General features: G+C 44.7%; 26 protein-coding genes and 1 other annotated feature (1 of these 27 cut by a window edge). Of the genes, 21 read left to right on the forward strand and 5 right to left on the reverse strand.

All coding sequences use genetic code 11. The features are described from left to right. Positions 1 to 103: a binding site (T-box leader), on the forward strand (it extends 135 nt beyond the left edge of the window). Positions 104 to 150: 47 nt separating this feature from the next. Next, positions 151 to 960: a GNAT family N-acetyltransferase gene (locus NYE72_RS15295; protein ID WP_036677321.1), complete on the forward strand. Its 810-nt coding sequence runs from the start codon at positions 151 to 153 to the stop codon at positions 958 to 960. Positions 961 to 1,007: 47 nt separating this feature from the next. On the opposite strand, the gene NYE72_RS15300 is transcribed toward NYE72_RS15295, so the two are convergent. Next, positions 1,008 to 1,721, reverse strand: coding sequence for a MerR family transcriptional regulator (locus tag NYE72_RS15300; RefSeq protein WP_076099224.1), 714 nt, complete (start codon positions 1,719 to 1,721; stop codon positions 1,008 to 1,010). A gap of 157 nt (positions 1,722 to 1,878) precedes the next feature. Between NYE72_RS15300 and NYE72_RS15305 the strand changes: the two genes are divergently transcribed. From NYE72_RS15305 to NYE72_RS15315, 3 genes are all read left to right on the forward strand, one after another. Continuing rightward, positions 1,879 to 2,760 carry an alpha/beta hydrolase gene (locus NYE72_RS15305; protein WP_076272563.1) on the forward strand — a complete coding sequence of 294 codons (882 nt, stop codon included), beginning with the start codon at positions 1,879 to 1,881 and terminating at the stop codon, positions 2,758 to 2,760. A gap of 252 nt (positions 2,761 to 3,012) precedes the next feature. Continuing rightward, the gene (locus NYE72_RS15310) at positions 3,013 to 3,648 is read left to right on the forward strand and encodes a glycoside hydrolase family 11 protein (protein WP_036677315.1); all 636 of its coding nucleotides are present in this window, start codon (positions 3,013 to 3,015) and stop codon (positions 3,646 to 3,648) included. A 132-nt stretch (positions 3,649 to 3,780) separates the two neighbouring features. Next, positions 3,781 to 4,608, forward strand: coding sequence for an SUMF1/EgtB/PvdO family nonheme iron enzyme (locus NYE72_RS15315; protein ID WP_076099222.1), 828 nt, complete (start codon positions 3,781 to 3,783; stop codon positions 4,606 to 4,608). A gap of 103 nt (positions 4,609 to 4,711) precedes the next feature. Here the strand turns inward: NYE72_RS15315 and NYE72_RS15320 are convergent, their stop codons facing one another. Next, positions 4,712 to 5,566, reverse strand: a complete 855-nt coding sequence (locus tag NYE72_RS15320; RefSeq protein WP_038574483.1) for a LysR family transcriptional regulator — start codon at positions 5,564 to 5,566, stop codon at positions 4,712 to 4,714. A 131-nt stretch (positions 5,567 to 5,697) separates the two neighbouring features. Here NYE72_RS15320 and NYE72_RS15325 point away from each other — a divergent pair, with 131 nt between their 5' ends. After that, positions 5,698 to 6,687 (forward strand): zinc-binding dehydrogenase, encoded by a 990-nt coding sequence (locus NYE72_RS15325; protein ID WP_339212087.1) that lies wholly within the window; start codon positions 5,698 to 5,700, stop codon positions 6,685 to 6,687. A 23-nt stretch (positions 6,688 to 6,710) separates the two neighbouring features. Here NYE72_RS15325 and NYE72_RS15330 read toward each other — a convergent pair whose 3' ends face one another. Then, a complete protein-coding gene (locus NYE72_RS15330) occupies positions 6,711 to 7,280 on the reverse strand; it encodes a hypothetical protein (protein ID WP_339209911.1) in 570 nt (189 codons plus the stop codon). Between the two features lie 276 nt (positions 7,281 to 7,556). Between NYE72_RS15330 and NYE72_RS15335 the strand changes: the two genes are divergently transcribed. Next, positions 7,557 to 8,060 (forward strand): DUF1572 family protein, encoded by a 504-nt coding sequence (locus tag NYE72_RS15335; protein ID WP_339209913.1) that lies wholly within the window; start codon positions 7,557 to 7,559, stop codon positions 8,058 to 8,060. Between the two features lie 70 nt (positions 8,061 to 8,130). On the opposite strand, the gene NYE72_RS15340 is transcribed toward NYE72_RS15335, so the two are convergent. Then, the gene (locus NYE72_RS15340) at positions 8,131 to 9,000 is read right to left on the reverse strand and encodes an AraC family transcriptional regulator (RefSeq protein WP_036677307.1); all 870 of its coding nucleotides are present in this window, start codon (positions 8,998 to 9,000) and stop codon (positions 8,131 to 8,133) included. A 123-nt stretch (positions 9,001 to 9,123) separates the two neighbouring features. Between NYE72_RS15340 and NYE72_RS15345 the strand changes: the two genes are divergently transcribed. The 8 genes from NYE72_RS15345 to NYE72_RS15380 all read left to right on the forward strand — a co-directional run bounded on the left by NYE72_RS15345 (position 9,124) and on the right by NYE72_RS15380 (position 18,206). Beyond that, positions 9,124 to 10,182 carry a Gfo/Idh/MocA family oxidoreductase gene (locus tag NYE72_RS15345; RefSeq protein ID WP_076125574.1) on the forward strand — a complete coding sequence of 353 codons (1,059 nt, stop codon included), beginning with the start codon at positions 9,124 to 9,126 and terminating at the stop codon, positions 10,180 to 10,182. Continuing rightward, on the forward strand, positions 10,179 to 11,036 hold the full coding sequence (locus NYE72_RS15350; RefSeq protein WP_339209915.1) for a sugar phosphate isomerase/epimerase family protein: 858 nt from the start codon (positions 10,179 to 10,181) through the stop codon (positions 11,034 to 11,036). The genes NYE72_RS15345 and NYE72_RS15350 overlap by 4 nt, the downstream gene beginning before the upstream one ends. 24 nt (positions 11,037 to 11,060) lie before the next feature. Further along, positions 11,061 to 11,954: a sugar phosphate isomerase/epimerase family protein gene (locus NYE72_RS15355; RefSeq protein WP_339209917.1), complete on the forward strand. Its 894-nt coding sequence runs from the start codon at positions 11,061 to 11,063 to the stop codon at positions 11,952 to 11,954. A 144-nt stretch (positions 11,955 to 12,098) separates the two neighbouring features. Continuing rightward, on the forward strand, positions 12,099 to 13,232 hold the full coding sequence (locus tag NYE72_RS15360; RefSeq protein WP_339209919.1) for an amidohydrolase/deacetylase family metallohydrolase: 1,134 nt from the start codon (positions 12,099 to 12,101) through the stop codon (positions 13,230 to 13,232). Further along, a complete protein-coding gene (locus NYE72_RS15365) occupies positions 13,186 to 14,298 on the forward strand; it encodes a DgaE family pyridoxal phosphate-dependent ammonia lyase (protein ID WP_339209921.1) in 1,113 nt (370 codons plus the stop codon). Before NYE72_RS15360 ends, NYE72_RS15365 begins: the two co-directional genes overlap by 47 nt. Next, entirely contained in the window at positions 14,291 to 15,046 is a 756-nt protein-coding gene (locus tag NYE72_RS15370; RefSeq protein ID WP_339209924.1) for a KDGP aldolase family protein, read from the forward strand. The genes NYE72_RS15365 and NYE72_RS15370 overlap by 8 nt, the downstream gene beginning before the upstream one ends. Then, complete coding sequence (locus NYE72_RS15375; protein WP_036677293.1) at positions 15,039 to 16,055, forward strand: sugar kinase; 1,017 nt, start codon at positions 15,039 to 15,041, stop codon at positions 16,053 to 16,055. The genes NYE72_RS15370 and NYE72_RS15375 overlap by 8 nt, the downstream gene beginning before the upstream one ends. A 213-nt stretch (positions 16,056 to 16,268) precedes the next feature. Beyond that, positions 16,269 to 18,206, forward strand: coding sequence for a hypothetical protein (locus NYE72_RS15380; protein ID WP_339209926.1), 1,938 nt, complete (start codon positions 16,269 to 16,271; stop codon positions 18,204 to 18,206). A gap of 104 nt (positions 18,207 to 18,310) precedes the next feature. On the opposite strand, the gene NYE72_RS15385 is transcribed toward NYE72_RS15380, so the two are convergent. Continuing rightward, positions 18,311 to 18,850: a GNAT family N-acetyltransferase gene (locus NYE72_RS15385; RefSeq protein ID WP_076144094.1), complete on the reverse strand. Its 540-nt coding sequence runs from the start codon at positions 18,848 to 18,850 to the stop codon at positions 18,311 to 18,313. Positions 18,851 to 19,144: 294 nt separating this feature from the next. Here NYE72_RS15385 and NYE72_RS15390 point away from each other — a divergent pair, with 294 nt between their 5' ends. From NYE72_RS15390 to NYE72_RS15420, 7 genes are all read left to right on the forward strand, one after another. Continuing rightward, positions 19,145 to 20,038, forward strand: coding sequence for a LysR family transcriptional regulator (locus NYE72_RS15390; RefSeq protein WP_038571124.1), 894 nt, complete (start codon positions 19,145 to 19,147; stop codon positions 20,036 to 20,038). 119 nt (positions 20,039 to 20,157) lie between these two features. Further along, complete coding sequence (locus NYE72_RS15395; RefSeq protein ID WP_036677287.1) at positions 20,158 to 20,673, forward strand: GNAT family N-acetyltransferase; 516 nt, start codon at positions 20,158 to 20,160, stop codon at positions 20,671 to 20,673. A gap of 4 nt (positions 20,674 to 20,677) precedes the next feature. Continuing rightward, positions 20,678 to 21,535: a transporter substrate-binding domain-containing protein gene (locus tag NYE72_RS15400; RefSeq protein ID WP_339209929.1), complete on the forward strand. Its 858-nt coding sequence runs from the start codon at positions 20,678 to 20,680 to the stop codon at positions 21,533 to 21,535. A 33-nt stretch (positions 21,536 to 21,568) separates the two neighbouring features. Further along, complete coding sequence (locus NYE72_RS15405) at positions 21,569 to 22,354, forward strand: amino acid ABC transporter permease (protein WP_038571132.1); 786 nt, start codon at positions 21,569 to 21,571, stop codon at positions 22,352 to 22,354. Continuing rightward, the gene (locus tag NYE72_RS15410; protein WP_036677282.1) at positions 22,351 to 23,061 is read left to right on the forward strand and encodes an amino acid ABC transporter permease; all 711 of its coding nucleotides are present in this window, start codon (positions 22,351 to 22,353) and stop codon (positions 23,059 to 23,061) included. The genes NYE72_RS15405 and NYE72_RS15410 overlap by 4 nt, the downstream gene beginning before the upstream one ends. Next, positions 23,058 to 23,810 carry an amino acid ABC transporter ATP-binding protein gene (locus NYE72_RS15415; RefSeq protein ID WP_076099209.1) on the forward strand — a complete coding sequence of 251 codons (753 nt, stop codon included), beginning with the start codon at positions 23,058 to 23,060 and terminating at the stop codon, positions 23,808 to 23,810. The genes NYE72_RS15410 and NYE72_RS15415 overlap by 4 nt, the downstream gene beginning before the upstream one ends. 11 nt (positions 23,811 to 23,821) lie before the next feature. Further along, the gene (locus NYE72_RS15420; RefSeq protein WP_094900819.1) at positions 23,822 to 24,838 is read left to right on the forward strand and encodes an LLM class flavin-dependent oxidoreductase; all 1,017 of its coding nucleotides are present in this window, start codon (positions 23,822 to 23,824) and stop codon (positions 24,836 to 24,838) included. Positions 24,839 to 24,841 lie beyond the last annotated feature (3 nt).

Genomic DNA, 24,841 nt, shown 5'->3' on the forward strand with positions numbered 1-24,841 from the left:
TTCTGCCGTTACAAAGAAGCATCGTTGTTGGACGATGGCAGAGAGGGTGTATTCACGAATACACTAATCAGGGTGGTAACGCGGAATCTACTCCGTCCCTAATGGGACGGAGTTTTTTGCGTTCATATAAATAAATAAGGAGGAGTAACGATGTTCCAAAAAATCAATGTTTCCGATCGCATACTAAGCCAGGATATGTTTATTGCTGATGAGGTTCAATACAACCTGATTCACCTTATTTGCGAGTCGAAGAGTTCTAGATGCTTAAAAGATTCTGGTGAAACAATGATCTATGCCCAGTCAACGGGACATAACGCATGGCTTTGGAGTTCTAAGGAGATTGCCGAGGATAAGAAGATCGTTCTCTACGAAGAACTTATAGAATTCCTTAAAGGGACAACATTATCGGGAGTATCTGGAGAACCAAAAACAACAGAACGTTTTGCGCAGCTGTATTCTCAGGCAAATAATCTTCAATATGAGTCCACGATGACTATAGAATCTTATTTCTGTACAGATCCAAAGAAACCTTTGAACGTAAAGGGAATAATGCAACAAGCAACGAGAAAAAATGTGGCCATTGTAGCAGAATTTTTGGCGGGTTTCTCAGAGGGAGCTTATGGGATTACGGTGAACCCAGAAACTAAAATTCTAGATGCCAAGAGGATGATTGAGACAGGTGACTTGTATTTATGGTTTGTAGACGATAAACCTGTATCGATGGCGTACATTGCACATCGGTCGGCAAGATATTCCAGATTAAATGCGGTATACACACCTCCGTCTTGCAGGAAAAAAGGTTATGCAAGTGCACTAGTAGCAGAGTTATGTTCTGTTCTTTTATCGGAGGATTTAGTGCCCATGCTTTATGCTGATTTAAAGAATCCTGACTCCAATAAGGTTTATCGAAATATTGGTTTTGTGGAAAGCGGAAAGATTGTTGACATCAAGTTCAAATAGGCACGAAAGGGCTACCGCAAGGTAGTCCTTTTTCTATGATCAATATGTTACTTGGCATTACTTTTATACAATTTAACATAGTTTGTAAGTTCAGCTATCGCGAAAAATTGCTTCGTTAATTGAGAATTCAATTTTTGTAAGGCAAGCTGAAAGGATACCTCCACTTTTTTGTAGTTATGTGTTTCTATTTCATTCAAAAGCTGTTTCATATTCTCGATATAATAAACGGTTTTCCTTAAACTGCTGATAAGAATAATTTTTCTTAATTCCGTTAAAGTGAAGACTCTGTAGCTATTATCTTTGTTCCTATTCGAAGAGATTAGCCCTTCTTGTTCCCAATGCCGAATAGCTGATGGATTAACTCCTGCCATTTGTGCAACTTCACCAATCGTCATTGAATCTGTTACAGTTAAATCTTTGTATTTTGATAAATCAACATCCCGAAACATGCGTAAAACTTCCTCTAACCTTTCTTTTTCCACTTGGGTCTTATGTTGCTCTTGATTGATTGCCCAAAGAGCAGACTCCATCTGCTGGCCTTTAATCTTCCTCATCACATCGTACACAACCGGAATTTCATATCCCTGCAATAATGCGCGAATGGTAATAAAAGCTTGTACATGGATGGAAGTGTAACATCTGCGGTTGCTGGCGGTCCTTGATACATCTGGAATTAAGTCTTGATCTTCGTATCTCCTTAAAGTAGTGGTACTCACATTTAATTGCTTAGCTATCAGTGTAGGTGTATATATCTCTTCCATAATCATCATCGCCCCGAAACATTAAAGTTGAACCTTCAAGTGCTACAACAATATTAAATCGAATTTAGGCAGATATATCAAGGGAGGTAAAGGGATAAACCGAAAGATTGCATGAATGTTATATGATACTTTTATAGAACACAAAGGAGTGAGTTCATTGAAAAAGATAATACAATTAGCAAACCAATCAGAAATAGAAGTAGGTATGGCAGGGCTTCCAGATCGTCCAACCATCATGTTACCCATCGCTAAAAAATCTGTGTACAATCAAGAAGCAGAAAACTTAAAGCTATGGGGAGTAGATCCCGAATTAGGTAAACATTTTGTTGAAGGATTAGCGGACACTTTTCAAGTGCTTTATTTCGATTATGAAGGTCATCTATTTCAACATCCAGTGGAAAATCTAACAGCAGATCATATTGTGAAGGATCTTCTCCACATTGCGGATGAAATGAATGTTACAAGCTTTAGTTACTACGGTTATTCCTGGCTTGCGTTGATTGGATTGCAAATGGCTATAAGAACAGATCGCTTGGAGAGTTTGGTAATGGGAGGTTTTCCACCCTATAATGGCCCCTATCAAGAAATGAGGGTTGTGACCCATAAAACACATACACAAGCTTTGAGTAACCAAAATGAATCTGTGGAAAGCCCTGCTGGACCGGATAATCCAAACGAAATGGATTGGGACAATATAAAGGTTACCATAGATACCCGTGTTACAGCACAATTTGTCTCCCTATACCAGAGCCTCACAGCCTTTGATGATCGCAGAATTCAACATTTGCCTAGTCTCCCTAAACTAGCTTTTGCAGGTGGAAATGATACGATCGTATACGGTGAAAATTTCGGGAGCGTTACCGTTGACATCGTCGGGTTGTTAAAAAAGAATAAGGAGCAGTTGGCGGATTTAGGCTGGGATGTTGAAATCCTTTCGGGAGCCCAGATGGACCATACAAAAGCTATGCAGCCAGCAGTAGTTGTACCACTGATTAAGCCATGGTATATGAACGTGTTACTAAAAAATACTGGATTGTAATTGTGGCAGATACAAAAATCCAGTGAATTAGGTATCCCAAAAGAACAATACTTTTTAGGGTAAAATCTTTAATTTGAAGAGATTAAATAGTAAACGATCTATGATAAGATTCCATATGTAATCGCTTACATTAATATATATGGAAGGAAGTGGTGTTGCGAATCTGCCCCAACAAGAAATTGCTCGACTACTAGAAATACAGACAAGCAGTATGTAGGTATGTAGTGACAAAAAAATTTCAGGAGGTAGATTATGTTTAAATTTAACAAGAAAATCGTGACTGTAATTATGGCCGCTTCAATGAGTTTCAGCTTGTTTGCAGCAACCTCAAGTGCAGCGACAGACTATTGGCAAAATTGGACCGATGGTGGCGGGACAGTAAATGCTACTAATGGATCTGGTGGGAATTACAGTGTTACATGGTCAAATACTGGTAACTTTGTTGTTGGTAAAGGTTGGAATACTGGATCCCCATCTAGAACAATAAACTACAATGCAGGCGTCTGGGCACCATCCGGCAATGGGTATTTAACTCTTTATGGGTGGACGAGAAACTCCCTCATAGAATATTACGTCGTTGATAGTTGGGGCACTTATAGACCTACTGGAACCTATAAAGGTACCGTGACTAGTGATGGAGGCACATATGATATATATACGACTACGAGAACGAACGCCCCTTCTATTGATGGTACGGCAACCTTCACACAGTTTTGGAGTGTAAGACAATCCAAGCGAGCAACGGGAAGCAATGTCGCGATCACTTTTGCCAACCACGTTAATGCTTGGAAAAGTTACGGAATGAATCTGGGCAGCAGTTGGTCTTACCAGGTATTAGCGACAGAAGGATATCAAAGTAGCGGAAGCTCAAACGTAACAGTGTGGTAATAACAGGTTATCTATAAGTAATCACTATCATTGCTAAGGTTGTCGGTCCACAACCGGCAGCCTTAGATCATTCTAGATCATTCAGCAAATGATACTTAACTACATACCAGTGGTTGGAAAGGAGATATATCCATGAGAAAACTATTAATTTCTCTTTTAATAGTTGTTGCTATCAGCGCTTGTTCGCAAGAAAAGCCTGAACAGAAGGATACTTATGTATTGGTCAAAGGTGGAAATTTCATTAACACAAATTCCAACTACAAAAGTACAACTATATCAAATTTCTATATCGGCCAATATGAAGTTACTCAGAAAGAGTGGGTTGAAATAATGGGAAGCAACCCTTCAGCATTCAAAGACGACAACTTGCCAGTAGAAATGGTTAACTGGTATGACGTAATAGATTACTGTAATAAAAGAAGTATAAAAGAGGGGCTCAAACCCTATTACAATATAGATAAAAATAAAAAAGATCCGAATAATAAAAGTGATAACGATACTTTAAAATGGACAGTAACACTCAATGCAGGAGCTAATGGTTACCGATTGCCTACAGAAGCAGAGTGGGAATATGCTGCGGGTGGAGGACAGTTGAGCAAAAGTTACACCTACAGTGGAAGCAATAAAGCAGATGAAGTAGCATGGTATTGGCAAAACGCTGGAGAGAAATTCTTATCAGGAGATTGGAACTGGCCGATCATAGAAAACAACCATAACAAAACAAAATCTATTGGTGGCAAAAAACCTAATGAGCTAGGTCTTTACGATATGTCAGGGAATGTTAGGGAATGGTGTTGGAACTGGTACGGAGATATAGATAGTAAGAGCGGTTCTTTCCGGGTTGTAAAGGGTGGCGGGTGGATCGGCGGCATTAACAACAACGAGATTTCATTTCGGGGAAAGTTCGAAGCGAATGGTATGGGTCCTGATCAAGGTTTTCGAGTGATTCGTGGTGAGTAGACGGGAACAAGACATACCAAGTATAATCGGAAAAAGCTGAAAAGGGTTTGATTAATATACAAGCTTTGCGCTCGAATATAATCAAACCCCAATATGTATGTTGCTATATTTCTTCGATCATTTGGATTAATTTTGACAACGCACTAGTAAAAACCGCGTTCCGGCGATACACAAACCATACCTGCAAATCTCGATATCCTTCAGGCAGACGGTGGGAAGTAATTACTCCCGCCTCTTCGGCCTTAGAGATCGAAGATTGGGGCAGCATAGACACGCCGAGTCCAGCGGAAACCCCACTTAGAATTACATCTAACGTTCCGTATTCCATAATCTTATAAGAGCTCATCCCGCTTTCATTTAGGAAACTCTCAGCTTTGGCACGATGTGTACATCCGACGTCGAAAAACAACATTGGCTTTGTAAGCAATTCGCGCATATCGCTCTTACCTGGTTGTGAGATAAGCACCAGCTCCTCTTCGAAAGCAACTACATGTTCTATATCAGGCTGGTCAATGGGTCCATAAACAAAGGCTCCATCTAGTTGGTAATCAAGCACTTTTTGTAAGAGTTTATGCGTTTCTCCCGTTATAAGCGATAGATTAACATCGGGATATCGTAAGTGATATTCGGTTAGCAGAGGCGTTAGATGAGTAGCCGCTGTTGTTTCGATGGAACCTAAACGGAGCGGACCAGTAGGGTGCTCAGAGTATTGTGTGGTTATTACAGCCTCGTCCATTAGTAATAATATTTTGTCTGTATATGCCAGTAAGTTCTCACCTGCCGGCGTTAACGTCATCCCTCGATTGGATCGGCGAAATAGGGGGATTTTCAGCTGAGCTTCTAGATACTGAATCCGGTTTGTCACATTTGACTGGACATAATTTAAGACTTGAGCAGCCTTCGTTATGCTACCCTCGCGAGCAACCGCTTGAAATATTCTCAAATCTCCACTTTCCATTTCCTTTGCACCTTCTTGGTATGATGATTTATGATAGTCACCTTCAGTTTTGATCATTTTACTGGATTACACCCACTATGTAAAATTTATTATAGATTCATTAATAACAACTTGAGGAAGGGGCTTGGATGATGAAAGCCATTGTACATGCTGGAGAAGGTGGCCTGAAGGGCTTGAACTATAAAGAGATTATGGATAAAAGACCGGGGATTGGAGAAGTGAAGGTTAGGTTAAAGGCTGCAGGGCTGAACCACAGGGACTTGTTTATCATGGATGACAGAACAAAACAGGATACTCCTTTGATTATCGGCTCTGATGGCGCGGGGAGAATTGAAGCAATAGGTGAAGGTGTACTTGATCATAATGTTGGTGAAGATGTCATCATTAATCCGTGCATCGGATGGGAATATGCCGACAATGTTCCTAACGTTCCAGCCATTATAGGGGGACCTTCAGAGGGTACATTCGCTGAGTCAATCATCATTCCAGCGCAAAATGCCGTCAGCAAGCCAGCTTACCTGTCATGGGAAGAAGCCGGCGTGCTGCCCTTATCAGCCTTAACAGCCTATCGGGCGCTGTTTACTAGAGGCTGCTTAAAGAAAGGTGAACGCGTTCTTATACCTGGCATTGGTGGTGGGGTTGCGACTTATGCCATGATGATGGCTTCAGCGGTGGGTGCACGTATCAGTGTCACTTCACGCAGTGAATCGAAAAGACTAGCTGCACTCGCTCATGGAGCTGACCATGCTTTTGACAGTCATAGCAATTGGAAGGAAAGCATGAATGGAGACACCGTTCATCTCATCCTCGACAGCATTGGGCCTGCGACGTTCCCGCATTACTTTGATATTATTAAACCCAATGGACGTATTGTCACGTTTGGTGCAAGCTCAGGAGATCGAATGGAAATCCCGACGCGAGCCATATTTTTCCCGCAAATTAGTATTATAGGTAGCTCAATGGGAAGTGGTGAAGAGTTTGCGGATATGCTTCAATTTATGGAACACCATTCGATTCGACCTATCATTGATCGAGTGTATCCTTTACAAGACACAGTTCAGGCATTTCACCGAATGCAGCAGGGAGAACAATTTGGTAATATCGCGATAAGAATAGAATGAGCTGAGTCCCTTATAACTGGAAGTCAAATGCCAAAAATATCGATTTCGGAGACAGGAAACCACTTTTTCGAAGCCACATCTTTAAAAAAAACTTGAATAGTGTAGGTGCCCTTTGTATTAAAGGAATATGTATACTCGTTGGTTTTGAACCAAAAGTTTTCTTCGCTGTTCTTAATTTGTTGAGCATCAATGGTTTCTGTTTTGTCCGCAGGATCGGTGATCACAACCTTAATATCTGAAATTTCTGTTTTTAAATGATCCACCTGTAATAGAGTAGAAAATGCAAAACGTGACGGGCTTTTTACTTTACCAAAAATCTCTCCGTTATTATCGAGCATAACCATGTTTATATTAGGCTTGTAGATTCGAACGGTTTTACCTGATTCATCCAAGTCGAATAGTGTAAATAAATCTTTAGACAACTGTTCAGTCGTCAAGGAAATCGAACCTTCGGACAATATTGCGGGCTGTTTTTGAAGCATATTATTCAAATATAATGATACTTCAGATGAGCCAGCTGCAGCATAAATCACGGTTCCCGGTAAAATCATGATGCAAAATCCTAAAAGAATCAGCTTCCTTATTTTTCTCAATGATTTTCCCTCCTATAGAGCTTTATGTTAATTATACCCATAAGATGGAAGATAGTTTCTTTTACACCATTAATAAAATATAAGAAGGTCAGTAGAGGGAAATACCCTTACCTGATCTTCTTGGTGTTAAATGAAAGAGTTATTTTTTCTCAGGAGCCAGGATAAGAATGTAACAAAACATTGTGGCATAAAAATAGCATTGGGACTAGATTTCATTTGACAGAGGAGATGTGTTTGGTAAAATTATACATAGGTTTTATTAATAGGAGGTTAGCAATGGATATCGCCATTGAGTTAATTGAAAGTATGTTGGTTAAATTTAGATCGGAAAAGAAATGGACGCTCCAAGCAATCGAGCAATGCACCCAAGAGGATATTACCTGGTCCCCAACCGTGGAAAGTAACAGTATTGCAAATTTGGTTGCTCATATTAGCGGGGCAGTACACTCACGAATTGAAACCATCCTTTTAGAAATTCCTGATACAAGAGATAGAGAGAGGGAGTTTGAAAGAGGTCTAGAAATGACAAAAGAACAAGCCATAACTATGACCAGGGATGCTTTTGATATTATTATCCAATATCTTGAACGGCTCCAATCTAACCCGGAGTTATTGATGTCACAACCCTTTCTTAATTTACCACCACTTACATATAGCCAAGTAAATAACGAGACTACTGCTCTTAATCTCATGATAGCGATGGTGAGAGAAGTCCATTATCATACAGGCCAAATCATCTATGCAGCAAAAATAAGAAAGGGTCAGCTTGTATGGCAATGACAGTTTAACTAGAGGATCGATACATACACTAACAAAGGACTGCCAAGAGGCAGTCCTTTGTTCACTCTAACTAGAATCCTCTCACACTGCTAGGGGTTACCTTTTTATGTTTTTTAAAGGTGCGGCTGAAGTAGTAGATATCGCTGAAGCCAGTAGTGGTAGCGATTTCAGAAATCGTTAGCTGGGTATGGCGGAGCAAATAATCTGCACGGTCTAAACGGACAGCATTTACATATTCCGATATCGTATGCCCAGTGAGTTCCTTAAAGAGACGGCTGAAATGGAAGCGACTTAACCCCGTTAGCGCCGCAAGTTCGTCAACTTGAATCGGCTCCTGGTAATGGGTATCGATATAACGCAAAACAGGTGCGAAGCGTTCAACGGTCTGAATACGTCTTTCTTGCTCCGCTTGTGAGAGTACGGTGACGATATGTCTGCGCAACAACAGTGTTAGCAGGCGGTACAGCTCGGATTTGACAGCCAGCTCGTAACCAAATTCGCGACGTTCCAGTTCCCGGATAATCGCCAACGCACAGTCTGTAATGTGCTGATCCCCTCGGATATGGTTACGTAACAGCAGCTGGTTCCGCTGAATCGGGGCGATGAACTTGGTTTCGGCAGCGTCGCTTACCGCACTATGCAGCAAGGAAGTATCTGCAATAATCGCATAATACAATAAATCAGAAGAAGCGCTTACCCCATAATGCAGCTCGTTGCTGTTCACAGCAACTAAATCGCCAGCCCGGACGTTAATTGGTGTTCGTCCGCACTCAAAAACAGCCTCACCACTTTCAATAAATATAAACTCAAGATGCTCATGCCAATGATGTGGGAACAACATAACTCCTTCTTGGTTGAAGCGCTGGGTATGTACTTTAATCGGGAACTCGGGATCCGGCATGTCCATGGGTTCCTGTAGATGTTTATCATAGTCCAACATTTATAGACTGCACCTCCTATAGCACAATTGTACAAATGAAACCGCAAGGCTCTGCATGGTATTTAGGGTTGAAATCATTATAATACGAATCATAACCTATGCAAAATAAAGGAGCGAGTGTTAATGGATAAGATCAAAATTGGCGTAATAGGTACGGGCTCTATCTCCGGCATGCACTTAAGTGCTTATCGGAATAATCCGCAGACAACCATATATGCGGTATGTGATCTGAATGAAGAACGTGCACGCGAAGTAGCTACAGAATATAACGTCGAGAAGGTATACACGGATTACCGTGAATTACTGGCCAATTCCGAAATAGATGCAGTCAGCATCTGCACATGGAACAACTCCCATGCCGAGATCAGCATCGCGGCGCTTGAGGCAGGCAAGCATGTGCTTGTGGAAAAGCCGCTTTGCCGTACGGTTGAAGAAGCGCTTCAGGTACAGCAAGCAGTGGAAAAGAGCGGCAAGATTTTGCAAGTAGGCTTTGTACGACGTTATGACTCCAATGCCCAGCTCCTTCAGACATTGGTGGAACAAGGAGAATTCGGCGAAATCTACTATGCAAAGGCAACGACGTTCCGTAGACTAGGCAATCCCGGCGGCTGGTTCAGTGATATTGAACGCTCCGGCGGCGGACCGCTGATCGATATTGGCGTCCATGTGATCGATCTTTGCTGGTATTTGATGGGCCGTCCGAATCCAGTATCGGTAAGTGCCAATACCTACCGGAAGCTCGGCAATCGTTCTAATATCAAGAATCTCTCTTTCTATAAAGCCGCGGATTACGACGCAGCGAACAATACGGTGGAAGATTTAGCGAATGCACTGATACGCTTTGAGAATGGAGCTTCACTGATGGTCGATGTCAGCTTTACACTGCATGCCAAAGAAGACGAGCGTTCGGTACGCCTGTACGGTGACAAGGGTGGTTTTGAAATTGATCCTGAGATAGTCATTGTTAAAGAACAGGCGGATACGATCGTCAATACCTATCCGCAGACCGATAATAAGGGGTTTGAGTTCAACAGTGCATTCCAGAATGAAATTAATCATTTTGCGAGCAACATCAGCACCGGCTCTACACCGATTAGTCCTGTGCAAGACGGCGTTACAATCATGAAGATACTCGGCGCGATCTATGAATCCGCAGCCAAAGGTGAAGAGGTGAAACTATGAAGTTAGGAATCAGCACATACAGTCTGCATTCAGCTTTTTCGACGGGTGAGCTCACGATTGAAGGTGTCATTGAGACGATCGCCGATCTGGGCGCAGAACATGCGGAGATTGTACCTTTGGGTATCAATTTGGTTGAAAATCCTGAGCTAATTGATCAGATTGTACGAACAGCAGCGGGTCGTGGACTAGAGTTATCCAATTATGCTATCGGGGCGAACTTTGCCGGGCTAGAGACAGCGGAAATGCAGCGGGAAGTCGAGCGGGTAAAGCGGGAAGTAGACGTGTGCGCGGCATTAGGCATTCAGCGGATGCGGCATGATGTAGCTTCCTCAAACGATCTATCCATCACGCATTTTTTGGAAGAGCTTCCACGTTTGGCTGAAGCCTGCCGAGAAATTGCCGATTATGCCGCAGTTTTAGGCATTACGACCAGTGTGGAGAATCATGGATACTTTATTCAGCACAGCGATCGTGTACAGGCGCTGATTCATGCGGTAGGAAGAGACAACTTCCGTACAACACTCGACATTGGGAATTTCCTGTGCGCAGATGAGAACCCGCTAATAGCTGTACCTAACAACATCAAGCTTGCTTCGATGGTGCATTTCAAAGATTTCTATATTCGTCCGCAAGACCGCCAGCCTAGCGAAGGTTGGTTCCAATCCTCCGGTGGAAACTGGTTGAGAGGTGCCATCGTTGGTCAAGGAGACATCGATATGCCGAGTGTAATTCGAATCGTTAAGGAAAGCGGTTACGATGGATATATCTCTGTAGAATTTGAGGGAATGGAAGAGTGCCGTAAGGGAACAAGACTGGGGCTGGAATATATCAAGCGGGTTTGGAACCAAATCTAATTCATTATACTGGAGGATTATGCCATGGTTAAACCAATTATTACTAATAAAATCGGTGTTATCGTAGACAGCTTTCAGGTTGGAGTGAAAGAGGGATTGCGCAAGGCAAAAGAAGCTGGGGCAGATGGAGTTCAGATTTATGCGGTACAAGGCGAATTTGATCCCGCTAATCTCTCACAGTCAGCACGCCGTGAATGGAAGGATTACATTGCTTCGCTGGGTTTAGAAATCTCTGCCCTCGTTGGAGATTTAGGTGGACATGGCTTTCAGGACCCTGCCCAGAACCGTGCCAAAATTGAAAAGTCCAAGCGCATTATGGAGCTGGCCAAAGAGCTAGGTACAGATATCGTAACTACACATATCGGAATTGTTCCCTCTAACCCTGCCAGTAAAATCTATGAAACCATGCACATTGCCTGTGAGGAACTTAGCAGATATGCACATGAGATGAATTCTTATTTTGCGATTGAGACTGGGCCAGAACCCGCTGCACGTCTGAAGACGTTCCTCGACGGTCTGGGTTCCAGAGGGGTTTCCGTTAATTTTGATCCGGCCAATATGGTCATGGTGACTGCTGATGATCCGGTGCAAGGTGTTCATACTCTAAAAGACTACATTGTACACACCCATGCTAAAGATGGTCTCAAGCTTGCCGATATCGATCCACGCGATGTTTACGGTCAATATGGTTATGAAGCACCAGCATTAGACCATGAGAAAATCGCTGAAATGGCCGAGACCGGCTCGGCGTTCCGTGAAGTTCCGCTCGGAGCGGGTTCTGTTGATTGGAACAACTATCTGCAAGCGCTGAACGACATCGGTTATACAGGATTTCTGACCATAGAACGGGAAGTTGGCACTAATCCGGAGGAAGATATCCGCCAGGCTGTGAATTTTTTAAAGGCTTTTCGGGTCTGAACACGGTAGTGGTAAAGAATAAATAGTTCATCCAAACAGTCCCTGTGAAAAAAGCTCCTACATCCATTGGGACTGTTTGTGTTATAGAGTGTGCGGGAAAGACCTAGGACGGTAATGTTCTGAATTTGGAAAGAAGGTGTGACGATGACAGCAGAACGTTTGCTCCTCCGCCGGGCGAAAGTCCTGAATGGAACGGAAATGGACATTGTCATAGCTGATGGCAACATAGTCCAGATAGTTCCCGGTGGCACCGCCGAAGAGCATGGCTTCAAGATCGTGGAAGCCAATGGGGCGTATGTTTCTAGCGGCTGGATCGACTTACATGTACATGCGTTTGCAGAACTGAATCCGTATGGTGACGAGATCGATGAGATTGGAATCAGATGCGGCGTGACTACGCTCGTGGACGCAGGTAGCTGCGGAGCGGAGCGGATGGGTGAGCTGGCGGAGGCGGGGAAAAAGTCAGCAACGCAACTGCTAGCTTTTCTTAACATTTCAAAGATTGGCCTAATGCGAATTGACGAGTTGTCCCAACTAGAGTGGATTGATCATGAAAAGGTGCTTCAGGCGGTAGTTGCTTATCCAGAATTTATCGTAGGCTTGAAGGCCAGAATCAGCAAAAGCGTAGTGGGTGACAATGGCATTCAACCCCTTCATCATGCGCTGGAGCTCTCGGAGAAGACCGGGCTGCCGCTGATGGTACATATTGGCTCCGCTCCGCCGGATATCCGTGAGGTTCTACCGCTACTTCAACGCAACGACGTGATAACCCATTATCTAAATGGTAAAAGCAACAATTTATTCGATAAGGAGAATCGTCCGCTCCAGGTATTGAGAGATGCTATTGAGCGAGGAGTTCACTTGGATGTGGGACACGGTACGGCTAGCTTCTCGTTCGCTGTGGCCGAGGCGGCCAAACAAAACGGTATTGATCCGGATACGATCAGCACGGACATATACAGAGGCAACCGTATGAATGGTCCCGTCTACTCCATGGCGAATCTGTTGAACAAGTTTCTCGCACTGGGATATTCCCTTGAAGAAACAATTGCGCGAGTGACGAGCAGAGCAGCCCAGTGGCTGGGACGCCCGGAACTTGGGGAGATTCGGATCAATAACAAGGCGAATCTGACCCTTTTTCGTGTGACGGATGAGAAGATTGAGCTGGTAGATTCTGAGGGGGAACGCCGGGTAGCGCAGCAAACCATTCAAGCAATAGGGGTGATCATAGGTGACAAATACATGGAATGCGAAATACGGCCTGAAAAGAGTTATTAATGCAAGCGGCCGGATGAGCATCCTCGGGGTATCGGCACCGACCGATACGGTGATGGAAGCTATGCGTCAAGGCGGACAGAGTTATGTGGAAATCGCCGATTTGGTGGATAAAGCGGGAGATTATGTTGCACGTCATACAGGTTCTGAAGCAGCGGTGATCGTGAACTCGGCTTCCAGTGGAATCGCTTTATCGGTGGCGGCGCTGGTAACCCGCGGTAATATTCGTACAAGTCTGCGGCTCCATCAGGATAGCATTTCTAGAAATGAAATTGTAATGCTAAAAGGTCATAACGTACAATACGGTGCACCAGTAGAAACCATGGTTTATCTCGGTGGCGGTAAGGTGGTGGAAGCAGGTTATGCCAATGAAGGACGGGCGGAGCATTTGGCCGCTGCGATCTCGGATCAGACTGCAGCTATTTTGTACGTCAAATCTCATCATGCCGTTCAGAAGAATATGATCTCTGTAGAGGAAGCTTGGGCTGTGGCCCAAACTCATAACGTACCGCTTATTGTAGATGCTGCAGCGGAAGAGGATCTGCAGAAATACGTGCAAATATCCGATCTGGTTATTTATAGTGGCTCCAAAGCTATAGAAGGTCCAACATCCGGACTTGTGGCGGGAAAACGTCTTTATATTGAATGGCTGAAAGTGCAGCTTCACGGCATTGGCCGCAGCATGAAGGTTGGTAAGGAAACATCCTTCGGCCTGATGCAGGCGTTGGATGAATATGCTCACAAGCAGGATACAAGCGAAAAGGAAAAAGCTACGCTCCAATTGCTGATGCCGCTCGACGGGCTTCCCGGAATTCGGGTAGCTATCGTGCAGGATGAAGCAGGCCGGGCAATTTATCGTGGACGCATCCATGTGGACCCGAATCAGTGCGGAATAACAGCACTTGAGCTATCCCAGCAGCTTCAACAAGGTGAAGTGGCTATATACACTAGAGACTATGGGGTAAGGCAAGGTTATTTTGATATTGATCCGCGTCCGCTAATGGGTGATGACATAGAAATGATTACTGCGAGGATAAGGGAATTGACAGGAGGGGCAAGCAATGTCTGAAATTAACAAGCGGTTCTATAAAGGTCGGGTGGCCTTAAACGTATTGGCTAAGGATATAGAAAATGCCAAAGAAGTGTTTACTGCCGCCGAAGGTTATGTACTGGTCGGTGTATTGTCCAAAGACTATGCAACGGTAGAGGAAGCCGTACAGGCGCTGGAGGCATATGGGCGGGAAATTGACGGTGCGGTATCGATAGGACTAGGTGCGGGTGATAATCGGCAAGCTGCTGTTGTTGCAGAGATTGTCAAATCCTATGCTGGCAGCCATATTAATCAGGTGTTCCCGGCAGTTGGGGCGACCCGTGCCAACCTTGGAGCGAAAGATAGTTGGATTAACAGCATGATCGCACCAACGGGACAACCTGGTTTTGTGAATATCTCCACCGGCCCGGCCAGTGCGGCACAATCTGTCCCGGCTGTAATTCCTGTGAATGCGGCCATTGCATTGGTCCGGGATATGGGCGGAAATGCTTTAAAGTATTTTCCGATGCAAGGGCTGAGCCGTAAAGCGGAGCTAATCGCTGTGGCCAAAGCCTGTGCGGAAGAGGGTTTTGCGCTGGAGCCGACCGGCGGTATCGATCTGGACAACTTTGAAGAGATCTTGTCCATTATATTGGAAGCAGGAGTGCCGCAGGTGATTCCCCATGTCTATACATCGATTATCGATCCGCAGAGCGGAGCAACGAGAGTGGCGGATATACAACAGCTCTATCGGACGATGAAAAAGCTGGCGGATCAATATGCCTAAACATATCGCCGCTTTTGGTGAAATAATGATGCGGCTACAGGTACCAGGCTTTGAACTTTTATCTCAGGGTAACCTGCTGAAGTATTCCTTTTCCGGCACCGGCGTCAATGTACTGTCTGCATTGTCCCGATACGGACATCAAGGAAGCTTGGTGTCGAGGCTGCCTGCGAATCCTATTGGTGACGCAGCAACAGCCTATCTTCGGCGACTGGGTATCCAGCCGGAGCATATCCAGCGCGGGGGCTCAAGTATAGGGATGTACTTTCTTGAAAACGGATTCGGGGCTCGCCCCTCCCGAGTGACTTATTCCGGTCGCCCGGAGAGCAGCTTCAATACTGCTCCTCCGGGCACTTATCCATTCGCAGAGCTGGCAGACCTCGCGGATGCTGTTCATTTCTGTGGGATAACGCTGGCAATGAACGACGGTGTGCGAAAAGCGATGAAAACTTATGCAGAAACGGTTAAGCAGCGCGGTGGTCTAGTCGTTTTTGACTGCAATTACCGCCCATCGCTTTGGGGAGAGAGAGGCTATGAGCTGGCGCGTTTCCATTACGAAGACATGCTGCATTTGGCCGACATCGTGCTGATGAATGAAAAAGACGCAATGCTAATCCTTGGTATGAAGCCCGAGGGAACTTCAAGGGAAGAACAACTTCAGGAGCTAATTCCCGCAGTAGCTTCACGCTACAGTCTATGTACGATAGCAGGAACGCATCGGTCCATCCATGAAGATAACCGCCATTCGTTGCGCGGTTATATCTTCAAATCCGGTCGCTTCGCATATTCCGAGACCTTAAGCTTTCCGGTGCTTGATAGAGTCGGGGCTGGAGATGCATATGCCAGTGGTATAATTCACGGAGAGCTGGAAGGTTTTGATCCTCAGCATACTGTAGCCTTTGCGGCCACGGCCGGTATGCTAGCCCACACAGTAGAAGGAGATTCTCCGCTGGCCACCGAGCAAGAAGTTATTGGTGTGCTGACAGGTGCTGTAAGAGATATATTGAGATAAAGAAGAAGCTGCCTTACAGGAGAACAGGCCTGTGCGGTGGCTTTTTTTATCGCTACAGACACTGTAACTTTGCTCAGATCAAGAATCTGATCCAATGGCTACAGGCTAGATTTGGCTTATTTAGGTCTTTTTAAATAGGTGTAAAATCTCATTTTTTGCAACTTTATCCTCTAACCGGCGTCAAAGAAGAGAGAATAAGAAGGGGGAGGCTATATGAAAAAATTAAATCTACTAGCCCTTTTAGCAGTTATTTCAATAATCTTTGTTGGATGTGTCAATACAGGGGATAAAGATAAAGCGAATCAAACGCTAATCGATCTGAGTTCTGCGGACTCCATTACAATCCATGATGATAGCGGCGGATTAATAACCATAACGGACCAAAAGCTAATAGAACGTTTCAATAAAACTATACATACTGCTAAGTATGACAACGCGAAGCTTGATATTGCAGCACCTGAATATGAGGCTACTGTTGAATTGAAGAATAAAGAAAACGAAAAGTTCTCATTCTGGATTATGGGCATGAATAATGGTCTTTTCACCAAATCAGGACAAAATGGGCATTACAAGTTATCTGAAACGGATAAGGCTGCTTTGCTTAACTTATTTGAATCAAATGATCAGCATGTAGAATCCGATAATCTAAAGATCGATGAGACCATCAAGCGAATCACATTAGCAAACTCTCTAGCACATGGTTCAGTGAATGCTAACATAAAGGATGAATACACAGATCATGAAACCATAGATATTTTCGTCCGAGCCATCCGTACCGCTGTACAAATACCAGGGAATTTAAATACCGCAACGCCTAACTACGATATCGTTCTAATTTCTGATAATAATAAATATGCCTTTCATTTATGGATTACCGAGACAAGCGAGCAAGGCATGTTAATGAATGTGAACGAAACGGATACAGGCTACACAATTACTAAGGAATCAACTGCTGAGTTAAAAAAGATTCTGTTCTCGGAAGCAAAATTTAATGGTTTGGAGTTTAATACAGAACGGAACTCTATTGGAGATCTGGTGGCCAAACCGATGGGCCTATCCGAAAATAACTATCTATTAAATGGTGGAGCAGTAGTTGAACTGCAAGGGATCTCTTATCATACCATTCATCTTTTCTATGGCGACCACAATGCTGTCAACGCTTTGTTAGCCCATGATCCTGCTACGGATGAGGTGAAGGTGAAATGGAGCGACGAACTCAACGATTCCAATAATCGATGGAATAACGCTTTTATGAGCAACTATAATATGCTAATCCCGCTGGATGAGGATCATCTATTATTTCTGGAATCGGATGTGACGAAAAAAGCTGGGCAATATCATTTGTCCTCATATAATGTTCTTACAGGAAAGATTGAACGACTTCGGGAAAACTTCTGGCCGCTTTCTGATGATTATGATTACATTTATAAATTTCAATGGAAAGCTGATGAGCAAAAATTGTTTATGCAGAGTTATCTCGGCAATGTATGGATCTTTGATCTGAAAACAGGAAAGGACGATATCCATCTTCTGAAATATCGCGTAATCCCACATTCGACGACCGGGGCGCCATCCCTGTTCCTCTCACCAACTTTTAAGAGATTTGTACATGATGATGAGAGCGGCGAATTAACTTTTTACGATAATAAAGGAGTTTCGCTACGTACTGTACCGTTACCACAAGAGCAATATGTACCTTCTGAGAAAATAAAGTGGAATCCGGCGGGCACGATTGCCTGGATGGATACAGCAGAAATCAACGAAAACCGAATTCTTGACATCGATATCGATTATCTGAAAATAGCTGCACAAAAAATTAATTTTTATAATCAGGATGGTCTTTCCATCGGTTCCATTAAGACTGAAGGCAACCATGAAGATACGGCTATTGAAGTTGTGGGGTGGATGGATGCTAATGTAGCCGTGATAAAATCCTATACTGTAGAACTTATACACAAGGATAATGTAGGGCTTAATGTTAAGGATGTTTCTTATTATCTCTATGATGTAAAAAAGAAGCAGAAGGGGGCAAGCTTTTCGTCCATCCCTTCCAGTGCTACCGTTACTACAGATCTTCGAATGGGCGATGCTGATAATACGGGCGAAATCACTGTGAGTTTTAAAGAAATTACTTATAAAAAAGAAAAATAAATAAGCCTCGGGAGTTCACCGTAACGATCACACAAGATCATTGGGTAAGCTTTCCGAGGCTTCTTTTTATATTTAAAAGACAAATATTTAAGAATTCTCGAATTCTATATTTGTCCCGCTGTAGAACGGACGGAGGACAGCAGGTCTAGCCGGAAGCCTTGTACTAGAGTGTCACCGTTCATAAGATCGGTCTCATACGCACGATTAAAGCCTAAGCGCTGGTACAGTTTGATGGCTGAAGACATCATTTCCGAGGTGTGCAGGTTCAAGGTGGTGGCACCCAACTGTAGTGATCTCCGTGCAGCATCGCGAATCAGAAGGGTTGCAACGCCAAGACCACGAGCGGATGGAGATACGGCTAGCAGACGTAGGATAGGGGAGTGAATCCCGAGCTCCGGTTTCCCGTAAGCCGTTTCCGAGGAACTGAACAAGAGTGCGCTACCAACGATTTTCTTGTCGATTTCAGCGATGATCCGAACGAGCGGGGTATCACCATGAACGGAATCAAGAAGCGATTTCCGATACTCCAGCCACAACGGCTCAGGCATGATCTCCGAATATTGGTGGTATGCATCTAACAGCACATCAGCGATAGCATTTCGATCTTTATTCTCAGCTTCACGGATAATGATCTTTTGTGACATGTTTTCGCTATCCCCTTTCAGACAAATGTAATGTTCATTCGAATGAGATTATTATATATGATAATTCCCAGTGGAATAAGAGGGGTTTCATAATTCTGATATAGGAATAGAAAAGTTCTATACGAAATAAACATAACGTTTGATCCGAAATCCGATTGATTTACACGGAATTAATTGTTGACAAAAAATAGGGCGATGACTAAGATATAAACAAAATCTATAGGGAAGCATCGCTATAATTCATTGTTTTTACATCGGAATAGTTAATTTAATAAAAGCATAGGGGGATTAGGGATGAACATTGAAAATATTGAGGCTTTTGTCTACATCAACCATTATGGAAGCTTCAATAAAGCGGCCGAAGTTCTATATATCTCACAGCCGACAGTAACGGCCCGGATTCAATCGCTAGAGAGGGAACTGGATTGCAAAGTGTTTGATCGGTTGGGCAAGCAGATTAACCTAACGGATAAAGGTAAACAGTTTCTTCCCTATGCCCAGCAGATTCTCCAGATCTATCAGAACGGTAAATATCAGGTTCAGGCTAAGGGACACATTCCAAATGAACTGAGAATCGGCAGTACGGTCTCGGTTTCCAATTATTTAATGCCCCATCTGATGCTCCATTTAAAGCGCAGATATCCTCATATCACAATCAAGCTGATGACAGCTTCTACGGAAGTATTGACTGAAAAGTTGAAATCGAAGGAGCTTGATTTGGCTTTTATCCGTAAGATCGTAAATCCGGCAATTCAAACCTTTCCTTTCTGCGAGGACCCCATCTCACTGTATGTACATGAGGGACATCGCTTTGCTAGAGCACAGCGGGCTTCACTGGAGGATATCCGCCAGGAGACGTTGGTTTTTTTTGAATGTGGCTCTTTAGATTGGATGCGGCTGCATCGTGTATTTGAGAGCATGGAACAGCCGCCGAAGATTGAATATCAGGTAGATAACCTGGAGACAGCCAAAAAGCTGGTATTGAAAAAAGCAGGCATCTGTTTCCTTCCCGCCCTCAGTGTGCAAGAGGAAGTGGCGACGGGGTCGCTGATCCGGGTGGATATTGCGGAGACGGAAGGCATCTCCTTGCGAACCAGCCTGATTTCGCTAAATGGAGAGAACGCAGAATTCATCGAAACCCTGCTTGAACTGGGGATTGGTAAAGTCGGAGATCGACTAATTGTATAGATGTATTAAAAAACTCTATTAGCGCATGGACACATGCAGTGATAAAGTTAATTGCATATAATCACGACTAATTCGATAGGGATTATAAAATTAATTTTCGAAAGGCTGGAGGGCATGTGATGAGTGAGGTATACAGGCTGGCAGAACTGAAGGATGCGGAGCAATTGCTGGATGTTACATATCGTGCTTATCAGCTGATTCGTGAACTTGGGCTGCATTGGCCGGCGGCCACAGCCGACTTGGCGCTTATTGAAGACAATATAGCTACGAATGAGTGTTATGTGCTTGAAGTTGACGGAACGATAGTTGCGACCATAACCCTTTCAAAGGAAGAAGAGATTAAGAAGATTAGCCCACTGCCTTTTATTAAATGGTTTGCTGCTCATCCAGATTACAGTAACAGAGGTTATGGTGGAAAACTTTTGGATTGGGTGGAAGAGAACATTATTGCTGGACAGTTAGGTTCGGCTGCAGTCACGCTGGCAACGGCGAAGAAACATCCGTGGTTGGTTCAAATGTATGAACGCCGGGGGTACGAACGGTTTTTAGAACTGGATCAGCAGAACGGTGACGGCATTATGTATCTGCTGAAAAAAACACTTACAGACAAACCACAGTTCATTCAAAGGGGATAAAACAATGAAAAAGTCCATTTCACTAGTATTTGCATCGATATTGACACTGGCGATTGCCGGCTGCGGAAACAACAGTAACAGTGCTAGCAGCAATCAGAATGGAAATACAGCAGAAGCTGCGGCACCGGCAAAGGATTCGGCTAAGGTAACTAAGATCATTGTGGGCACGGGTACTGCTTTTCCGAAAGTCTGCTTCATAGATGAGAACGGCAAACTCACCGGATTTGATGTGGAGCTGCTCAAAGAAATCGATAAGCAGCTGCCAGAATATGAATTCGAATTTCAAACCATGGATTTCAGCAATCTGCTGCTGAGCCTGGAAACCAAAAAAATCGATTTGGTCGCCCATGTCATGGAGAAAAATCCGGAACGGGAGTTGAAGTACTCTTTTAACAAAGAAGCCTATGCCCACTGGAGAAACCGCATTGTAGTGGCAAAGGATAATAATTCAATCCAATCGCTTGATGATCTCAAAGGGAAAAAGGTGCTTGTAGGTGCAACGAGTGCACAAGCACAAATACTCGAGAACTACAATAAAGAGAATGACAATGCGATTGATATCGTGTATCAGAATGGTGCAGCGAATGATACCGTCGCACAGATTAGTACTGGGCGTGTGGACGCAACGCTGGCTGCAGATTTTGTCCTGCCGATCATTGATCCGCAGAATCAGCTAAAAGCAACGGGCGAAGAGCTGTCCTCCGCGGACATTCTCTATGTTTTCCGTAAGGATGATGCCGATTCGCAAAAGCTGTCAGATGCGATTGACAGTGCGATTAAAGAGCTGAAGACAGACGGCACACTAGGCAAGCTTAGTACGGAATGGTTGGGTGCGGATGTTACAGCGGATTCGGTGAAATGATTGAGCCGGTGAGCACGGGAAGGGAGGGAATATATGGGCGCACAGTTTGATATCAGCTTTGTATTTTCGTTTTTGCCTAAGTTACTAGAGACTTTAAGCACCACGCTTCTGATTGTCGCCTGTTCTCTACTGACAGGAATTCTTGTCGGCTTTCTCGTAGCTCTGCCAAGACTTTATAAAGTGCCTGTGTTAAAAACCATCTCCGAAATCTATATTTCTTTTTTTCGGGGAACTCCGATTCTTATCCAGCTCTTCTTGTTTTATTATGGTCTGCCCGAAATTATGAAGCTGGTTCATGTCGATATGACCCGGACTCCCGTGCTTGTTTTTGTGATACTTACTTACGGGCTGCATACGGGGGCATACATGTCCGAAATGATCCGGGCTTCTGTAATGGCGGTGGATAAGGGGCAGGTAGAGGCTGCTTATGCTACAGGAATGACGGGGGTTCAAGCCTTTACGCGAATCGTGCTGCCGCAGGCGCTCGGAATCGCAGTTCCGGTATTCTCCAATCTGGTGATTGCTCTACTGAAAGATACGTCATTGGCCTTTACTCTTGGGGTGATGGAAATGTCAGGTAAAGCACAGACGCTAGGCAGCTTAACTCAGCATTTTATTGAAACGTATATCGCGCTTGCGCTAATCTATCTGGTCATCAGCTTTACAATCGAGAAACTGCTGCTTATAGCAGAACGCCGGCTGCTGCGGCATGAGAAACGGAATACACCGGAGAAAAAATCGTTCAAAATCAACAAAAGCTGGTCCTACCGCCGCATCATTGCTGAACTTGGACCGGGTAAAGGAGGTAGCGGATTATGAAGCTGGACCCATCTTTTATCTGGACTGCTCTGGTGCAAATTTTAAGTGCAATTCCTGTGACCTTATCTATTACTGTTGTCTCAGTACTCATTGGATTTGTGATTGGTGTGGCTGTAGCGTTGATCCGGATATACAGAATTCCGCTGCTGTATCCGCTGGCTGTCGGTTATGTTACGTTCATCCGCGGGACACCGATGCTGACGCATCTTTTGCTCATCTATTTTGGGCTTCCCGTATTAATCGATGGTCTGGCGGTACAGTTCGGCTGGAGCTTCAGGTCAGTATCGATTCCGATGATCGGTTTTGCCTATATTTCGTTCTCGATTACAGCGGGAGCCTATATGTCCGAAGTCGTCCGTTCCGGTCTGCTTGCGGTGGATCGCGGTCAGTTGGAAGCGGCACATTCTATCGGCATGACCACGCCCCAGGCACTGCGGCGGATTGTTTTTCCTCAGGCGCTGGCGGCGAGTCTGCCCAATCTCTCAAATTCGGTAATTGGTATGCTGCATGGATCTACCCTTGCTTTTACCGTTTCGGTGGTGGATATCAATGCTAAGGCGCAAATTGTTGCTTCAACGAACTGGAAGTTTTTTGAGGCTTATCTGGCGGCAGCACTGATTTTCTGGGGACTTACGTTCCTGATCGAACGCGTGACGTCGCTGATTGAAAAAAGAATTAATCTGTACAATCGAGGTGGAGTAGCATGATCAAGCTTGCGCAAATTTCGAAGTCATTCGGTCGGAATCAGGTGCTCAACAATATAGATTTAACGGTGACGAAAGGTGAAGTTGTCGTCATTCTCGGTCCCAGCGGCTCAGGCAAAACGACACTTTTACGCTGTGTGAATTATCTGGAGAAGCCAAGCAGCGGAGAGATCGCCATCGGCGATTTCAAAGTGAACTGCAAGCACGCCCGTAAAAAGGAGATTCATCTGCTCCGGCAAAAAACGGCAATGGTGTTCCAGCAGTACAATTTATTCCGCCATAAAACCGCGCTGGAGAACGTGATGGAGGGACTGCTGATTGTCAAAAAGCTTCCGAAGGAAGAAGCGAAAAAGCGGAGTATTGCTCTACTTGAAAAGGTTGGTCTTGGCAGCAAGCTGGACGCCTATCCAAGTCAGCTGTCCGGAGGCCAGCAGCAGCGGGTTGGCATTGCCCGTGCCTTGGCACTCGAGCCGGAGGTTATATTGTTCGACGAACCCACATCGGCGTTGGACCCAGAGTTAGTGGGTGAGGTGCTGGCCGTCATCCGTAAAATTGCTAAGGAAGGCATCACAATGATTGTGGTGACTCATGAAATGGGCTTTGCTCGTGATGTGGCGAATCATGTGGTTTTTATGGACGGAGGCGTCATTGTTGAAGAAGGGACTCCGGCAGAGCTGTTTAACCATCCGCGCGAAGAAAGAACGAAGCAGTTCCTGAAGCGGATCACACCTGAATTTAACTATTCCATATAGGAGGAAAAACAATGGCTATTACAATCAGCGTACTTGATCAAAGTCCGATCTATCCGGGAGAAACGCCGGAGGAAGCATTCCAGCATACGATCAAGCTGGCACAATTGTCCGAAGAGCTTGGATTCCACCGGTTCTGGGTTTCAGAGCATCATGACTCCGAGCAGGTAGCCGGCTCTTCCCCGGAAGTACTTATCTCACATCTTCTGGCTAAAACAGAGCGAATCCGCATTGGCTCCGGTGGAATCATGCTCCAGCATTACAGCCCGTATAAGGTAGCGGAGAACTTCAATGTGCTGTCTACACTGGCTCCTGGACGAGTGGATCTCGGTGTGGGACGTGCTCCCGGTGGACTCCCGCGCAGCACACAGGCACTGCAGCAGGGAAAAGCTGAAACCCCAGACCTGACGGGCAAAATCATCGAGCTGGAAAAGTATGTACATAACCGCCTCGAAGAAAACCATCCGCTGGCAGGGTTGAAGGCAGGTCCCCTTCCTGGTATTCCTCCCGAGTTGTATGTCCTTGGTGCGAGTGTAAGTAGCGCGGAAATTGCCGCTGAACTGGGGTTACCGTACGTATTCTCCCTGTTTATTAACAGCGATAAGGCGGTAGCGCTGGATGCCATTCGTGCTTACCGCAGCGGTTTTGCTTCTTCACAGGGCAGACAACCGCAAGCGATTATCGCTTTATCGTTAGTGGTGGCTGAGACTGAGGAGGGAGCGAAAGAACTGGCAGGTGCGCATAAGCTGATCCGGATTCAACTGGCGAGCGGGAAGAAGCTGACAGTAGGGACCTTGGAACAGGCGGAAGAATTTGCCCGCCAGAGCAATGAAGCCTACACGATTGAAGAGCTGGAACCGGAGATTACCAAAGGAACTAAATCATCTGTCCGTGAACAGTTGTTGGAACTTTCAGAGGCATCCGGTGTCGAGGAGTTCATCATAACGACGAATGTACAGCCCTTTGACAAACGGCTCCGATCCTTTGAGCTATTGAGCGAAGCAATCGCTGAAGTGGCGGCAGAGGCATAAAGC

This window comes from Paenibacillus sp. FSL L8-0333, assembly GCF_037965665.1.
GTDB lineage: Bacteria > Bacillota > Bacilli > Paenibacillales > Paenibacillaceae > Paenibacillus_AQ > Paenibacillus_AQ odorifer.

What these genes read in the sequence shown, in the direction of transcription:
- NYE72_RS15295 (WP_036677321.1), top strand. Translation starts at nt 151, where the DNA reads ATGTTCCAAAAAATCAATGTTTCCGATCGCATACTAAGCCAGGATATG.
- NYE72_RS15300 (WP_076099224.1), bottom strand. Translation starts at nt 1,721, where the DNA reads ATGGAAGAGATATATACACCTACACTGATAGCTAAGCAATTAAATGTG.
- NYE72_RS15310 (WP_036677315.1), top strand. Translation starts at nt 3,013, where the DNA reads ATGTTTAAATTTAACAAGAAAATCGTGACTGTAATTATGGCCGCTTCA.
- NYE72_RS15315 (WP_076099222.1), top strand. Translation starts at nt 3,781, where the DNA reads ATGAGAAAACTATTAATTTCTCTTTTAATAGTTGTTGCTATCAGCGCT.
- NYE72_RS15320 (WP_038574483.1), bottom strand. Translation starts at nt 5,566, where the DNA reads ATGGAAAGTGGAGATTTGAGAATATTTCAAGCGGTTGCTCGCGAGGGT.
- NYE72_RS15325 (WP_339212087.1), top strand. Translation starts at nt 5,698, where the DNA reads ATGAAAGCCATTGTACATGCTGGAGAAGGTGGCCTGAAGGGCTTGAAC.
- NYE72_RS15335 (WP_339209913.1), top strand. Translation starts at nt 7,557, where the DNA reads ATGGATATCGCCATTGAGTTAATTGAAAGTATGTTGGTTAAATTTAGA.
- NYE72_RS15340 (WP_036677307.1), bottom strand. Translation starts at nt 9,000, where the DNA reads ATGTTGGACTATGATAAACATCTACAGGAACCCATGGACATGCCGGAT.
- NYE72_RS15345 (WP_076125574.1), top strand. Translation starts at nt 9,124, where the DNA reads ATGGATAAGATCAAAATTGGCGTAATAGGTACGGGCTCTATCTCCGGC.
- NYE72_RS15350 (WP_339209915.1), top strand. Translation starts at nt 10,179, where the DNA reads ATGAAGTTAGGAATCAGCACATACAGTCTGCATTCAGCTTTTTCGACG.
- NYE72_RS15355 (WP_339209917.1), top strand. Translation starts at nt 11,061, where the DNA reads ATGGTTAAACCAATTATTACTAATAAAATCGGTGTTATCGTAGACAGC.
- NYE72_RS15360 (WP_339209919.1), top strand. Translation starts at nt 12,099, where the DNA reads ATGACAGCAGAACGTTTGCTCCTCCGCCGGGCGAAAGTCCTGAATGGA.
- NYE72_RS15370 (WP_339209924.1), top strand. Translation starts at nt 14,291, where the DNA reads ATGTCTGAAATTAACAAGCGGTTCTATAAAGGTCGGGTGGCCTTAAAC.
- NYE72_RS15375 (WP_036677293.1), top strand. Translation starts at nt 15,039, where the DNA reads ATGCCTAAACATATCGCCGCTTTTGGTGAAATAATGATGCGGCTACAG.
- NYE72_RS15380 (WP_339209926.1), top strand. Translation starts at nt 16,269, where the DNA reads ATGAAAAAATTAAATCTACTAGCCCTTTTAGCAGTTATTTCAATAATC.
- NYE72_RS15385 (WP_076144094.1), bottom strand. Translation starts at nt 18,850, where the DNA reads ATGTCACAAAAGATCATTATCCGTGAAGCTGAGAATAAAGATCGAAAT.
- NYE72_RS15390 (WP_038571124.1), top strand. Translation starts at nt 19,145, where the DNA reads ATGAACATTGAAAATATTGAGGCTTTTGTCTACATCAACCATTATGGA.
- NYE72_RS15395 (WP_036677287.1), top strand. Translation starts at nt 20,158, where the DNA reads ATGAGTGAGGTATACAGGCTGGCAGAACTGAAGGATGCGGAGCAATTG.
- NYE72_RS15400 (WP_339209929.1), top strand. Translation starts at nt 20,678, where the DNA reads ATGAAAAAGTCCATTTCACTAGTATTTGCATCGATATTGACACTGGCG.
- NYE72_RS15405 (WP_038571132.1), top strand. Translation starts at nt 21,569, where the DNA reads ATGGGCGCACAGTTTGATATCAGCTTTGTATTTTCGTTTTTGCCTAAG.
- NYE72_RS15410 (WP_036677282.1), top strand. Translation starts at nt 22,351, where the DNA reads ATGAAGCTGGACCCATCTTTTATCTGGACTGCTCTGGTGCAAATTTTA.
- NYE72_RS15415 (WP_076099209.1), top strand. Translation starts at nt 23,058, where the DNA reads ATGATCAAGCTTGCGCAAATTTCGAAGTCATTCGGTCGGAATCAGGTG.
- NYE72_RS15420 (WP_094900819.1), top strand. Translation starts at nt 23,822, where the DNA reads ATGGCTATTACAATCAGCGTACTTGATCAAAGTCCGATCTATCCGGGA.